13 protein-coding genes are annotated in these 14,720 nt (G+C 43.8%); 4 read left to right on the top strand and 9 right to left on the bottom strand.

Translation table 11 applies throughout. The features are described from left to right. The first annotated feature begins 3 nt into the window (after positions 1 to 3). Both F7D47_RS01175 and F7D47_RS01170 read left to right on the top strand, forming a co-directional pair. Positions 4 to 999 carry a D-alanine--D-alanine ligase gene (locus tag F7D47_RS01175; protein ID WP_006847565.1) on the top strand — a complete coding sequence of 332 codons (996 nt, stop codon included), beginning with the start codon at positions 4 to 6 and terminating at the stop codon, positions 997 to 999. A gap of 68 nt (positions 1,000 to 1,067) precedes the next feature. Continuing rightward, positions 1,068 to 2,216, top strand: a complete 1,149-nt coding sequence (locus tag F7D47_RS01170; RefSeq protein WP_117694657.1) for a 1-acyl-sn-glycerol-3-phosphate acyltransferase — start codon at positions 1,068 to 1,070, stop codon at positions 2,214 to 2,216. Positions 2,217 to 2,765: 549 nt separating this feature from the next. Here the strand turns inward: F7D47_RS01170 and F7D47_RS01165 are convergent. The 7 genes from F7D47_RS01165 to F7D47_RS01135 form a co-directional block, all read right to left on the bottom strand. Beyond that, complete coding sequence (locus tag F7D47_RS01165; protein ID WP_153085329.1) at positions 2,766 to 4,241, bottom strand: TolB family protein; 1,476 nt, start codon at positions 4,239 to 4,241, stop codon at positions 2,766 to 2,768. A 38-nt stretch (positions 4,242 to 4,279) separates the two neighbouring features. Then, a complete protein-coding gene (locus F7D47_RS01160; RefSeq protein ID WP_153085330.1) occupies positions 4,280 to 5,974 on the bottom strand; it encodes a DUF6057 family protein in 1,695 nt (564 codons plus the stop codon). Positions 5,975 to 6,088: 114 nt separating this feature from the next. Then, a complete protein-coding gene (locus F7D47_RS01155; RefSeq protein WP_153085331.1) occupies positions 6,089 to 7,117 on the bottom strand; it encodes a Rid family hydrolase in 1,029 nt (342 codons plus the stop codon). Positions 7,118 to 7,297: 180 nt separating this feature from the next. Next, positions 7,298 to 8,260 carry an ornithine carbamoyltransferase gene (locus tag F7D47_RS01150; protein WP_022121112.1) on the bottom strand — a complete coding sequence of 321 codons (963 nt, stop codon included), beginning with the start codon at positions 8,258 to 8,260 and terminating at the stop codon, positions 7,298 to 7,300. 151 nt (positions 8,261 to 8,411) lie between these two features. Continuing rightward, positions 8,412 to 9,698, bottom strand: a complete 1,287-nt coding sequence (locus F7D47_RS01145; RefSeq protein ID WP_153085332.1) for a glutamate-5-semialdehyde dehydrogenase — start codon at positions 9,696 to 9,698, stop codon at positions 8,412 to 8,414. Between the two features lie 567 nt (positions 9,699 to 10,265). Next, a complete protein-coding gene (locus F7D47_RS01140) occupies positions 10,266 to 10,505 on the bottom strand; it encodes a DUF2442 domain-containing protein (RefSeq protein WP_153085333.1) in 240 nt (79 codons plus the stop codon). Between the two features lie 12 nt (positions 10,506 to 10,517). Continuing rightward, the gene (locus tag F7D47_RS01135; RefSeq protein ID WP_153085334.1) at positions 10,518 to 10,769 is read right to left on the bottom strand and encodes a DUF4160 domain-containing protein; all 252 of its coding nucleotides are present in this window, start codon (positions 10,767 to 10,769) and stop codon (positions 10,518 to 10,520) included. Between the two features lie 926 nt (positions 10,770 to 11,695). On the opposite strand from F7D47_RS01135, the gene F7D47_RS01130 reads away from it, so the two are divergent. Both F7D47_RS01130 and F7D47_RS01125 read left to right on the top strand, forming a co-directional pair. Beyond that, positions 11,696 to 12,070 carry a hypothetical protein gene (locus tag F7D47_RS01130; protein WP_153085335.1) on the top strand — a complete coding sequence of 125 codons (375 nt, stop codon included), beginning with the start codon at positions 11,696 to 11,698 and terminating at the stop codon, positions 12,068 to 12,070. A 49-nt stretch (positions 12,071 to 12,119) separates the two neighbouring features. Beyond that, positions 12,120 to 12,560: a hypothetical protein gene (locus tag F7D47_RS01125; RefSeq protein WP_153085336.1), complete on the top strand. Its 441-nt coding sequence runs from the start codon at positions 12,120 to 12,122 to the stop codon at positions 12,558 to 12,560. Positions 12,561 to 12,827: 267 nt separating this feature from the next. Here F7D47_RS01125 and F7D47_RS01120 read toward each other — a convergent pair whose 3' ends face one another. Together F7D47_RS01120 and F7D47_RS01115 are read right to left on the bottom strand one after the other, a co-directional pair. Continuing rightward, positions 12,828 to 13,964 carry an AAA family ATPase gene (locus F7D47_RS01120; protein WP_153085337.1) on the bottom strand — a complete coding sequence of 379 codons (1,137 nt, stop codon included), beginning with the start codon at positions 13,962 to 13,964 and terminating at the stop codon, positions 12,828 to 12,830. A 134-nt stretch (positions 13,965 to 14,098) separates the two neighbouring features. Further along, positions 14,099 to 14,569, bottom strand: a complete 471-nt coding sequence (locus F7D47_RS01115) for a lipocalin family protein (RefSeq protein ID WP_153085338.1) — start codon at positions 14,567 to 14,569, stop codon at positions 14,099 to 14,101. Positions 14,570 to 14,720 lie beyond the last annotated feature (151 nt).

Genomic DNA, 14,720 nt, shown 5'->3' with positions numbered 1-14,720 from the left:
ATTATGGAAAATAGCAAGAGAACGATAGCCATCGTATGCGGTGGTGATTCTTCTGAGCACGACGTATCATTGCGCTCAGGACAGGGTTTGTACTCTTTCTTTGATAAAGAGCGCTACAATATTTATCTCGTCGATGTGAAGGGCACCGACTGGCATGTTGCTTTGGATAATGGTGAGACTATCGAGATTGACAAGAACGATTTTTCTTTCGTTATGAACGGCAAGCATGTCTATTTCGATTATGCTTATATCACCATCCACGGACAGCCTGGTGAGAATGGTGTGATGCAGGGCTACTTCGACCTCATCCATCTGCCATACTCTACAAGCGGTGTTCTGGTAGAGGCAATGACTTTTGATAAGTATGTGCTCAATAATTATCTGCGCGGTTTCGGTATAAACGTAGCAGACAGTATCTTGCTCCGTCGCGGTGAAGCTTATGATGAAGAAGAGATTGCCAAGCGTATCGGTATGCCTTGTTTCGTAAAGCCTGCTGCTGACGGCAGTAGCTTTGGTGTGAGCAAGGTGAAGAATGCTGACCAGCTGGCTCCAGCCCTCCGTGTGGCTTTCATGGAGAGCAATGAGGTAATGATCGAGGGCTTCCTTGATGGAACAGAGATTTCACAGGGTATCTACAAGACAGCCGAGAAGACCGTTGTGTTGCCAGCTACAGAGGTGGTGACCACCAACGAGTTCTTCGATTACGATGCCAAGTATAACGGTCAGGTACAGGAAATCACTCCAGCCCGTCTCTCTCCAGAGACTGCAGAAGAGGTTGCCAAGACCACATCCCGCATCTACGACATTCTTCATGCCAACGGTATCATCCGTATCGACTATATCATCTCTAAGGATAAGGATGGTAAAGACAAGGTGAACATGCTGGAGATCAATACCACTCCAGGTATGACCGTTACCAGTTTCATTCCTCAGCAGGTTCGTGCAGCAGGTCTTGATATCAAGGATGTGCTCAGCGAAATTGTGGAGAATCAGTTCTAGAATAACAAACTCATATATGGTTCTGCGATTTTTTCGCAGAGCCATATATATATTAATAGGTATATATTATGAATATCCCTCAAGAATTTGATACCATCCGTCCTTGGGAGCCTGAAGATCTCCCAGAGGTATTCGACCGTTTGCTTTCTAACGATCAGTTTAAACAAGTGCTTGCCTATCTCTATCCACAAGTACCTTTCGAGATGATTGCCCAGAAGTTGAAGGCATGTAAGACCAATCTGGATTTCCAGTTGGCTTTTGCTTACGATTTTGTTCATGGCATTCTGAAAAAGGCAGCAACAGGCTGCGAGATGGATTGCACATCGCTCGATAATACCCGTAATTATACTTTCATCAGTAATCACCGTGATATCGTGCTCGATTCAGCCATCCTCGATGTCCTTCTTATCGATAACGGGTTTAAGACCACCTGTGAGATTGCCATCGGTGATAATCTCCTTTCTCTTCCTTGGGTCAAGGACCTGGTACGTGTCAACAAGGCGTTTATCGTAGAGCGTGCCCTGAGCATGCGACAGATGCTGATGTCGAGCAAGCGTCTTTCTGACTATATGCATTTCGCCATCAAGGAGAAGAACGAGAACATCTGGATAGCCCAGCGCGAGGGTAGGGCCAAGGACAGTAATGACCGCACCCAGAAGAGTATTCTGCAGATGATGTCGATGGGCGGTGAGGGTAGCATTATCGACCGCCTGAAACAGCTTCATCTTGTACCGCTCTCTATCAGTTACGAATATGATCCATGCGATTTCCTGAAGGCAAAGGAGTTCCAGCAGAAGCGCGATAATGCCGATTGGAAGAAGGGACCAATGGATGATCTGGTAAGCATGCAGACCGGTATCTTCGGTTATAAGGGTCATGTGCATTATCATGCAGCTCCATGTCTTGATGATTATCTGGACAGTCTTGATCCTGATATGCCTAAGCAGGATATATATAATAAGGTAGCCGCCTACATGGATGAGCAGATATTCAAGAACTACCGCCTCTATCCTGGCAACTATGTGGCTCTTGATTTGCTTGAAAACTCAACAGCTCATCAGGCAGAATATACTGCCGAAGATAAGGCAAAATTTGAAAAATATATGGCTGGTCAGCTTGCGAAAATTGACCTTCCAAATAAGGATGAAGCTTACTTGAGAGAGAGAATTCTCGAGATGTATGCCAATCCAGTACGTAATTACCTTGCTGCTCAATAGCGGCAAGGTAATACTTTTTCTGTTTGATGATGTTGGAAACTGTTATTATCAGCCTGTTTTAATCAGACTCCTAATTGGTAATTCATAAGCTGTTTACGACAGACAGTTAACTGGCAAACCACAGACAGCCTACTGGCGCTATAGCCGCTAGTGGACTGTTCGCCTAGAACAGCCTTCCCCAATGCCTTTGTTTCGTTTTTATGCGAAGCTTACGAAGAAATACTCTTCACTCTTCACCTTTCGCTCGGAATCCCCTGTGTTTATCGGCATTCCAGGCGGTGAAGAGTATTCGGGCACTCTTCACCTACTCTTCACCACTCTTCACCTCTCTGTTTCGGCGGATTTGCGTATCTTCTTACGCCTCGATGCCTCGTGCCTAGGTGAAGAGTGGTGAAGAGTGGGTGAAGAGTCGCCGATAACTCTTCACCCTTTGAAACGCCCTGTTTATGGGCGTTTCAGGGCATAAGGTGAAGAGTGAAGAGTTCAAATGTATATGTATAGAAAACGCTCCTGTTGCAATATGGTAACAGGAGCGTTTTTTGTTTTTTCTTATTTGAACTTTTCAGCTTCTTGCTTCATCACATTCTCTATATCGATGGCATCGAATGGAACGGGACCGCGGCTCAACTCCGGTATGTTGAAACTCTTCAGGCAATCATCGTAGAAGGTTGGTTCCCTCTGTGGAAGAACAAAAGGCTTGTGAGCCTTGCCCTGGCGGTCTACATAGCAGAAGTAAGGCTTGCCGTAAAGTCCGTCGTCACGTTTGCTGGCAAAGACAAACCATCTGCCGGTATGCGACCAACTGTGGTAGGTATCGCTCTTCTCGCTGTTTACCATGCTGAGGCTATCCACTTTTCCTGTCTGCAAGTCCATCATATAGAGGTCAGCCTCGGGATGCCAGATAGGGAAGGTGCCGTAATCGGCTACCGTAAAGAGACAGTATCTGCCGTCAGGACTTATCTTAGGATGGCAGACAGAACGCTCCCTGTAAAGAGTATCTATATTGGTTCCGAAACTCCCGGTCTTTTCATCGAATGGGATGCGCACTAGCGAATATTTCAATCCCTTCAGATTCGTACTTTCAAGTCCCTTCCTGTCGGCTGCGCAGTAATAAACGTATTTCCCGTCCGGTGAGAAAGTAGGAAATGTCTCCAGATGTGTACTGTCGGAGGTAAGCGGTGAGGAGATGATGCGGTTGTTGTCTAGATCGGCTACATATACATCGCTCTTCGAATCATATACTTCCAGTCGCTTGTCGGCGTTGGCATGAAAGGCTGGAATGATGATGTTGGTAGAGAAGGTGACGTATTTGCCCGATGGACTGAAACAGTAATATACACTTGAAGAAATCATGTTGGCGTTCTTCAGGTTCAGCTTGCGCAGCTTGCCATTGCGGTTAAGAATGGCTCCTCCGCCTTCACCTCTTATATATACCATACTGAGGTTGGAATCCTGGTTACCAAAAGCATGACAGTTCATACAGCGGTTTTCCTGCAGATTGTGGTCGGCGAGAATCTTCTCCTGCCAATTCTCTATGCAGCGTTGCTTAATCTGTATCTTGTTCCATACTTCGTAATCGGGTTCTATCAGTCGGTAGGTGAGATAAGCATCCAGACTGTCGCCCACTACCTGCCAGGTGAAGGGTCTGAACGCCGTCCATTCTCCCTCATTGCTCTTTGAATATATCTGAACTTTGATATTCTTGCCCACAGCCTTTTGCAGGAAAGCCTTCCAGTCGTCCATATCAAATTTCAGATTCTGGCTGTTGCTGGTGGCAGTAAGAGTGTTGGCAGCATCGTTGGCATCTGCTCCCTCAATCGTGAGTGTGGTTTCGATGTTGGTAAGGTTCTTGTCGCGTATCTCGAAGTTGAGAGGAGCGATATTGACCGGAATCGTTACATCGGTATAATCGGGGTACATGTTGGGCAGATGGTCTACCTGCTCAGCATTCTCGTGAGTCTGGGCACATGAGGCGAGCAACAGTATGCCCGTCATGGCACTGTATAGGATATTCTTGTATTTCATTTTTCTTCTTTAATAAACAGTTAGCGTCAATTATTTCCTCAGTTGATGTTCAACTTAGGCACCTCTGCCTTGTCGAAGTAATACCAGTAGGTATCGCTGAATGCCTGGTTGCCCCGTTCTTCATTATACTGATGGAAACGCTGCAGAATATCTTGACGCTTGATATATTTGGCCCATTCTTCCGGCTTAGCCTTGGTTCCTGCCAGATAAATCATGAGAGCCTCCTGGTACAGGCGTTCGTAGGAACCATTTTTCAGTTTGAGACAATAAGTATCATAATCCCGCTTGAAGGTTTTCATGTCTTTCAGGAGGAGATCGCTGCAGAGCATGTAGTCGATGGCGATTTTGTTGTTTGGATTACTTTCTGCCAGTTCGCACATGATAGTGTGGCAATTCTCGTTCAGTCGTAGCGTATCCTTCCGGTTGATGAACGGACGCTTTTCGATGTATTGCTGCAGGAGAGCTTTTTCATCGGCAGTTGCTTTTCTGCCAAGTGAGGAGAAGGCACGGTTTGCCCATCTGCTCCATACGAAGGTCTTTTGCAGGATACGGAGATATTTGCGGGTTGCTGCGTAGTCGCCCTTTACCAGATTGATTTCGGCAAGTCGCTTTACCATTCTGATATTCCGGTTGTTCGGAGAGCAGACATTGGCAAGCATTGTGGCACGTTCGCAGAAAGTCATGTCACCCAGAACCCAATACAGTTCGTTCAGGGTCTTGATGGTGAGGGTTGGGGTGTCTGGTCCCAGTTTATCGAATGTACCCAGGTTGTTGTTCTGGAATCTCAGCAAGTTGTCTGGAAGATATCCGTTTTGCGCCATCACGAGGTTATAGTAGAACTTCATGTATTGGTCTGGATTTTCCGTCTTTTCTACGATGTTGATAACCTTATTATAATTACCGAAGTAATATTCACAGTCTACCGCGAATGTTTTCTCCAGATCCATTTGCGGTTTTACCAGTTTTCCGATACCCGGATAGGTATAAAGGGTTTGGAAGTCGCAGAAGTAGAGTCGCTTGGACAGCATCAGCAGGAAGAAAGGAATCACGAGGGCAGCCAGGCGATAGTAGGTTCCCACTTTCTTGATGTGGGAAAGACATCCTGTAAATACCAGCGCTCCGTAGATCCATACTCCATTTCCAAAGAACCAGTGGCATACGAATACGGAAACAATGATGCTGAAGGCGGTAACCCAATGCGCTGTTCCCAAACCTGCTGCGGCAGAAGGATTGTCGTCCATCTTCTCTATCTTCTTGAGAAACATTCGGGTGGAAGTGAGCAGCTTGGTGCTGACACGGAACACACTGGCACCACCTGCTATTGCCAGAATGCTGCAAAGCCGGTAGTCGTAGTGAAAACTGAAACATACCAATAGGATCATCATGATGAAGGCTACGATATGTGCCGTCTTTTTCCCTTGGATGTCTGCATCTCTTACTGCGCATTTTACATTATGTCCCGTAAGAAGAATACAGAGGGTAAGGATGATAGGACCGGCATAGCGGAAATAATAAAACTGGGTCAGGAAATCGCCAGCCAGACAGGCCAGCCATCCCGGTTTGTCCAGATAGGATTTCAGGTAATCCCATGAAGACAGAAACAGTTGGTTCTGCTCCTGATAAAACAGATGGTAGGGATAGAAGAATTGGAAGAACACAAAGCATGCGATGGCTCCCAATGCATATAACGAATATATGCCAAAACTAGACTGGCTTGTTTGCTGTTCACTCATTTTTGTCGATTTATATGTTTTTATATCTGCAAAGGTAGTAAAAATATATTAGAATGAATCATAAAAAATGCAGAAACTTACTCTTTGAAAGTAAATTTCTGCATTTATCAGCATTTATTTCTGTTCTTGTTTTTCTGCAATGCATTCCATTTCTATCAGCCAGCCCGGTCTGCATACTCTTGCCTCTACTATGATATGTGGTATCTGAGGGTAAAACTGATTCATCAGTTGCTCTACGGTATGGTAATCAGAGATGTCGCGCAGGTAGATGATAAAGTATTGGATATCGTTCATCATCGCATCGCCATCCTTCAATAATGCACCGATGTTCTCTAGCAATCTGCCGGTTTGTCTTATAATATCGCCTTCGTATACAATTGCTCCATCTTTATCTATGCTGGCTGTTCCTGATATGAAATATTGTTTTTTCTGGGGTAGGGAAAGGCTGGTTCCCCGTTCAAAGGCTACTCCGTATTCGTGAGTAGGATTCAGATGGTTGAGTGCCTGGAGATATTGCTTGTCTTCTTCCCTGATACCGGGAACGGTCAGAAAGTCGATAGCTACAGATGCATGACGTACGGATGTTGCTCCGCCGATGCCCGTACTGGCTATATAATGGGTTTCTGCCGTCAGACCTTGCTGGTCGAAAACATCATTGCGCGCTTCTACTACTCCCTGATAGTTTACATCGATATGAGTTACGTATATCCATGTTCTTACCAGGTTGCGCTCCATCGTCATATCTGTACCGGCGATAAGTTGCTGGTATTTGTCGAATAGCATTCGGGTCTGTTCGTATGAATCCTTTCCCTTCGCTTCTTCCTCTGTGAGGCGAAGACTATGGAATAAGATAGGGGTAGCGTCATCAGTAGTCTTGATCAGCAGACTCACCTTGCTGCCATTCAGTGGAGTCTGTTCCACGATAGTGAGGTTTGTGCCTTTCAGATACTCCTGATAAAGGAGTGACTCTTCTAAATCCTGAGTCTGGTTCTGGGCGTCGCTGAGGAATACTTTACAATATTGCAAAGTACGTTTTTCCAGTTTCTCTGTATCGAGATAGTTACCTAGTTTCAGATACAGAAAATTGAGACGGTCATTGAACGTCCCCTTGGCTTCTGGTGATAGTATTATGTATTTGTCCATCTTGTTCTTGTCTTTTTTTCGAGATGCAAAGGTACGGATAATATCTGAGATATAAGAATATAGACAGGATGAAAAGATGAAAATACCGAGAAATGGGGATAGGATGATGTGGAGTAGAACGAAAAAGAGGGTGTGTCATGAACTTATGACACACCCTCAATCTCTTTCTTATATCCTGCTTTAGAGTGATTCGAGCATGCGCTTGATGACAACCTCGGCTGAAATCTCACGGTTGGCTGCCTCTGGAATCACCAGACTGTTCTTGCTTTCGATGACATCATCGGTTACAATCAAGCCACGGCGAACTGGCAGGCAGTGCATAAAGCAACCATCGTTGGTCCAGCTCATGTGCTCCTCGTCGATGGTCCAGCTCATATCCTTGCTCAATATCTCGCCATATTGTGCTGGGTCTTTCACGCCCGGACAGCTCCAGTTCTTGGCATAAACGAAGTCTGCACCTTCCAGCGCCTTCTTCTGGTCGTACTCTACCTTGGCATTGCCTACGAACTTAGGATCGAGTTCGTAGCCCTCAGGGTGAGTAACCACGAAATCTACATCGGCTGCATTCATCCACTGGGCGAATGAGTTAGGTACAGCCTGAGGCAAGGCACGGCAATGAGGAGCCCAGGTCAGGACTACCTTAGGACGAGCCACCTTCTTATGCTCCTCAATGGTGATGAGGTCGGCGAATGCCTGGAGAGGGTGAACGGTAGCTGTCTCCATAGCGAAGACTGGGCGGCCGCTGTACTTCACGAACTGGTTGACGATGGTTTCGGCATAATCATATTCTCGGTCTTTCAAACCGGCAAAGCTACGAACACCGATAAGGTCGCAGAAGCTACCCATCACAGGGATTGCCTCAAGCAGGTGCTCGCTCTTGTCGCCATCCATGATAACGCCACGCTCTGTCTCCAGTTTCCATGCACCGGCATTCACATCGAGCACGATAACATTCATGCCCAGGTTCATCGCAGCCTTCTGTGTACTCAGTCGGGTACGGAGACTGTTATTGAAGAATATCATCAGCAAGGTTTTGTTCTTGCCCAACTCCTGATAACCGAAACGGTTTGCTTTCACTTCCTGTGCCTCGGCGAGCGCTGCTTTCAGGTCGCCAAGGTCTTCAACATTAAAGAATGTCTTCATTGTTATTTCGTTTTTTGTTTGTTATTTCTAATATATATTGCTCTTGAATCTTTCTTCTTGAATCTTGATGTTTGCAAAGTTTGCATGCAAACATGGCAGAAACTAAGACTTGGTACGGAGAGGGTACGGAGCAGGTACGGAGCGGGTCTTGTTAGGCTCTTGTCTGTCCCTGACCAGTAATCAACCACTTGTAGGTGGTAATCTCTTCGAGTGCCATTGGTCCGCGTGCTCCGAGCTTTTGGGTACTGATGCCAATCTCTGCGCCCAATCCGAACTGTGCTCCATCGGTAAAACTGGTAGGAGCGTTTACATAAACGCAGGCTGCATCTACCATCGCCTGGAATTTCTTCTGGGCAGCTTCATCATTGGAAACGATGCTCTCGCTGTGTCCGCTTCCGTAGTTGGCGATATGGTCGAGCGCCTCATCTTCCGAAGCTACGGTCTTGATGCCCATCTGCATGCTGAGCCATTCGGTGTTCCAGATGCTCTTCACGTTGGCATCAGCCTCTTTCATCTTCGCTTCGCTTTCCTCTGCCTTATATAATAAGGTGTCAGGATAGTGTCCCTTTAAAGCTTCGTAAGCCTTGGCATCTGCATGAATCTTGGTTTGCTTCTCGGTGAGTCCTTCACAGAGGGCAGGGAGGTCGATTAATCTGTTTTCGTGAATCAGCAGACAGTCGAGCGCATTGCATACGCTCACTCTTCGGCACTTGGCATTGGTGATGATGCGCTTGCCCATCTCCAGGTCGCCATCCTTGTCGAAGTAACAATGTACCACGCCGGCTCCGGTTTCGATAATCGGCACTTTGGCAGTATCACGGACGAAGTTGATGAGCTTCTTTCCTCCACGGGGAATGCAGAGGTCAATATAGCCCACGGCATTCAGCATTTCGCCGGTAGCTTCATGGGTTGCAGGGAGCAGTGTAACAACATTCGGATCAATACCAAAAGTTATCAACACCCTGTGGATAAGTTCGACACCCGCTGAGTTTGAGGCGTTTGCGTCCTTTCCTCCTTTCAGTACACACGCATTTCCACTCTTGAAACAGAGGGAGAAAACATCGTAAGTCACATTAGGACGAGCCTCGTAAATCATACCGATAACTCCGAATGGAACGGCTACTCGCTGCAGATGCAAACCGTTATCGAGTGTTTTGTCTTTGAGAACTCTTCCGAGCGGTGAGGGCAGGGTACTGACGTGTCTCATATCCGAAGCAATATCCTGGAGTCGCTGCTCTGTGAGTTGCAATCGGTCGTAGAGCGGGTTCGCCTTGTCCATCTTCGCCAAGTCTTCTGCATTCGCTTTGAGAAGCGCAGGAGTCTCTGCGATGATGGTATCTGCCACCGCCTTTAGCACTTCGTTACGTTGTTCATCGGTCAGCAAGCCCAGAGTCTTGCTAGCCTTCTTCACCTGTTGGAAAGTTTCTTTCAGTTCCATTCGTTATTTCCTTTCTTATTTTTATGATAAGATATTTTGTAATGTGTTACGAGTTCCCTCTTAACAACGGCAAAGGTAAGCATAAATATCGGAAATTGCAAACTTTATGCAAGAAAAAGTGATAGTTTAATAGATAAATGGATAGTTATACGGAAAATGAGATTTAAAAAGGTCAGGCAGCGCCTGACCTTTTTGTAATGGTGCCTCCTTTGCATACCATTCACGTGCCTTCTTGTCTTCTACTCGTATAAGACGCTCGTAATGAGACCAAGGAAGAAGGCGTAGTTAGAATTGGGCAGGCGGTGTCTGCCCTTTTTGAAAGTGCGGAGATAATTCAGCAGGCAGTGCCTGTTGAATTGGATTGTTGAATTCCTCAGACACTGTCTGAAGAATTTGTAAGTCGTTGAACGTCAGATGGAATCTTTTGTAGTTGGCAATGTTCGTATATGAGATCCATTCCCGAATTCCTCTGTAAGAGCGGCCTAAGCGACCTCTATCACATGCTTTTCATATTCAGCACGTGATGCTCCGCTCTGTTCCACTATACGTTGTCCGATTTCATGTTGTTTAGTTGTCTGCTGTTACTCCATGCTCATAGAGATATTCTGGCGCAATATCGGCACCATTAGCCCAAAATATTGTTTGGTCTAATCCGAATTGAATGAACTTGTTTTTGTCTTTCAACTCGCTGAATGCTGGGTATTTTAAGAGCGAGGTTAAGTCAACCTTTTTCTTTACTCCGTCATTAAAAGTACAAAGAAGAGTATAATCTCCTAAGTAGTCTACATCTTTAATCGTTAAAATCATAGTCTTTTGTTTTTATCGTTGTACTTTCTTTATTGTTTCTCCTCTTTGGGCTTTACCCCAAAGCTCCATGATTTCATCTTCATGTTCGTCGATGAAGTCATTAATCAGACGAATTGTCTTTGATTTAGCACGTCCTTCTACGATTCTGTCTTTGATAGTAATCGTAAAAGTACCTTCTCCACTTCGTACATGAATGTGCGGTGGATTATGGTCAAAGGCGTAAATGTAAATCAATATTCCTTGTATTACATATACTGCTCCCATATTCCTTGTTTTTATATAATTATGGTGCAAAGATAGTGCTTTCTTTTGAAAAAAGCAATCTTTCTCTTCACTTTTTTCGATAAAAGTTTGGAGGTTTCGATATTATTTCTTATTTTTGCGGTGTCATATCCAAGCTGGAAGCCCTAAGGGTGGAGGCTAAGGGATTGATACATATACATAAAGGCGTACTGAACGCTTTGTGTTTGACGTGTTGGAACTTCGCAACTTCAAACTATTAGTCAAAAACAAAGTAACGAGGACGCCCCTGGGGTGTATTATATATATCCTAATTGTCGCTGTGTGCTAAAGTGCATGGCGTGATATGGTGTACTATATATTCACTTTTGCGTGGGGCTTTCAGCGTTGCTCGTTTCGACTAATAGGGCAATGCGAAGGCCTCAACACGTGGAACGGGCGACAGACTGGCTCCACGTTTTTGTGTTTATGTGATAATAAACTTTTTGAAGCCAAAAGGAGCTAATGGCATATGAGGATGCTAATGGTATATAATGGATTGAAAAGTGAATTGAATATTCTAGCAAAGTTTGTCTTCATCTATTAAAGGAGATAAGTCAAATGAAAAAGTGCTCAGATTTTAAAGGGTATAATCTTTCTGCTTATAGTTTCTTTTGTGATGAACTCCAGAAGAAGTTGAAGTATTCAAAGACTGATGATATTGACAAAGTGAAACTTGATGGGAAGTATACATTGAGTTTTACTAAGAATTCAGTTCTGATTGTCGATTTTTGTCGCCATTTGCGCAATTCTATAGTGCATGCAAGATAGGAAAATATAGAAGGGTCCTATTATATGAATGATGTGGGGCGAAATGGTAAAAAGACTTCAGAGGGCTATGTAAAGGAAAAACTGGTGACAAAGTTTTATAGGTAAATTGATTGTCGGTTATGAACATAATAATTAAAGATATGAAGAAATTGTTGTTATCTATGCTATTAGGAATGGCGAGCTTATTTGCTAAAGCGATTACTTGGAATAGTAATTATGTTAGCATTGCAATAGGGAATGGCGACTTTAGTGAATTGATAAAGTTGAAGACCGTAATAACTTATACTAATCCTCCTGATTATAAAAAGGGGATTTATACGTTTAATACGGATGGGGCGATTCTCAAATTATGGTTGACTAATATCAATCAGGATGGTGTCGTAGAAGCTTATGATTCTGAAAAAAATCTGTATTGGATTACGTTTACAAATTTGCCGAATTTTGGCATAGTTGCTATAATGTTGCATCGTTATGATGATGATAAATATTTTCTGTATGATTTGATGAAGAAGTAATATCCATTTATTAATTTGTGCATTAAGTTAATTGTTAAACAATAAAATTATGAAAAAAGTGTTATTGGCGACTTTGTTCGCTGTGTTTTCGTTAGGCATGAGTGCTCAGGCTTTTGAGTATGTACCTTTGGATGCTAATACAGGACGTCCATTGGTTCCTAATGTGCCTTCTGTTCCATCGGTACCTTCAATTCAATCTTATGGCTTTGGTGCTCCAACTCCACCAAGATCTCAAACGAGTGTGGTTGGTGGGTATGTGAAAGCCCAAGATGGAAGATTTGTGAGAGTCAAGATACGTGTATGTGCTAGAATAGGTCAGTATGAAGGTCCTTATGTAGTAGCAGAATATCATTCTGGTGCTAGACGCTGGATGAATAATGGCACGGTTAGAGCTCAAAAAGTATCATTAGGTGATGGACAATTTATAGTAGATAATTTTGAATGGTTTGCTCTCACAGCTCTTTATGGGAAAGTATATTTCAACTATTAATTTTAAATTCTTGGAGGAAGTTTCGAGGGTGTGTCATAGACTAATGGCACACCCTCTCATTTATGATACAACCTTTTGCTTACCAAAGAACAAACAAGTCGTCCATTGTTACTGCCGACTGAACATCCCAGGCATAAGGATTGTCGGATAACCCCATGGTCATAATCATTGTAAGATGTAGGGCTTTCTAGGAGAGAAATGTGCTTTAAACGTGCGGAATCTGTCTTTTTTAGACACATTCCGCACGTTTAAAGCACATTTTTTTGTTTATATTCTCTTTAACCACAAATCCATGAATCTGTCGTAGATGATATAGCCTTTATTTGTCCTATATACCAATTCCTTGTCTTCTAGGACTTTTAGGGCAGCCTTTACGCTGCTTGCTCCATTCAGCTTGTGCTCCTTGATGAACTTGCCTGAGGTAGGCTGGGCAACAATGCTATCCTTGGCAATAGCCTTCAGAAGCGAGAACTGGTTCTCTGTGAAGAACTGAACCAGGTTTTCGAATTGAGGTTCCCTGCCTTGTAGGATGGAGAGTAAGGCGGCATTCACTTGCTCAATACAGTAAATGGTAAGCTCCGTTTCATAGAGGCGATTCATGATGCATTGAATATACCAGGTATGGCCATTAAACTGGTGGTAGATTTGTTCGAAAACATCCTTCGATAGATTACCGCCTTTCTGCTTAAAGAAGTTTTGACAGAAGTCATAATAAATGCTGCAATCCAATGGCTTCAGTCCCATCATCTCAGTGCTTTGGTAAAATGGATGTTTCGGAGAGCCGAATATCTCAGCCATCAGATGATGCTTGCTGCCGGAGAAGATGAAATGCACATGTTGGGCAAACTGGATATAAGAACGTAGCAATGCTTCTGTGCCTTTCTCTGGATATTCTGCAATCTGCTGAAACTCATCGATGGCGATATATACCTCTTTCCCACTCTCGTTTAGATAGTTGAAGATGCTGCGGATAGTGATGTCCTCTTGGGATGGCTCTATTGTGATAGATACGCTAGGTTCACCAGTTAATGGATCCATGCTGAGTACAGGGCGCAAGGCACTAAAGAAGGCGATGGTTTTCTCTATGAATGAGGAGTTCTTGCGGACGATGTCATTGATAACCATTACGCCAAATTGTTCCACAAAGTCGTGCAAGTTCTTAGTGGCGAATATGTCAAGGTATAGGCATGCTGTATCCTTCTCTTCTTTATCCAGATGATAGAATGTATTCTTTATAAGCCCTGTTTTTCCTATTCTTCGAGGAGAAATGAGGGTAACGTTCCTTCCATTCTTCAGGTGCGATATCAAAGTCTTTGTTTCAGCCTCTCTGTCGCAGAAATACTCGGGACTTTCATAACCTTGGTAGATGAAAGGATTTGCTAATTTCCTGTTATTTAGTTTCATACGCCATTACATCTTTAGTGTTACAACTTTTATGTCATGGCAAAGGTACAACTATTTCTTGAATATGCAAAAGAAAATGGCAGAAAGTTGAGGTACATACTCAACTTTCTGCCATTTAGGATGCTATCTTTTGATTATTTAATCTTCTTGAATGTGATAGTACTAGGATATGAGGCGTTGCCATCCAGATTGTATTTTAAAACCATAGTTGTCGAATTAATACTCTGTATGGTATACACATCTAAAACGTTGATGCCATCTTCTTCGTATGTAGTTAATTTGTTGCCTGAGATAGTATAGGCTTCTCCGGAACAATCTATTTTCCATTTGTTTCCAGTCCAAAAATACTCATTGAAAGTGCCACCTTGCTTGAATTCGAAAGAGATAGCATCATCAATGTCTATGTCCTTATCTACTTTAGCAGGCTTGTCATTTTCATCCCAGTCATAGCCTGTTACATGTGTAGGTTGCCACATTCCAATGATGTATGTCTGGACATCTTCTGTGGAAGGCGTGTCTTCGTCATCTGAAGAACAAGCAGTGAAAGACACCATTGCAAACAAGGCGAAAAGAATCGCCAAAAGAGAAAAATGTATCTTTTTCATAAAATTTGCCCGTTATGCCGATAGCTAAGCTTTTAATGTTATTAAATTAGTTGACTGGATAGATTGCGAAGCCATCGTTCTACATAATCTACGGATACAAACACGTGGACGAAACTTGTCCAAATTGCAGCCGTAGGAAAAGCTGATTAGA

Source organism: Segatella copri (assembly GCF_009494835.1).
Lineage (GTDB): Bacteria > Bacteroidota > Bacteroidia > Bacteroidales > Bacteroidaceae > Prevotella > Prevotella copri_F.
This window is presented reverse-complemented; position numbering and strand designations above follow the sequence as displayed.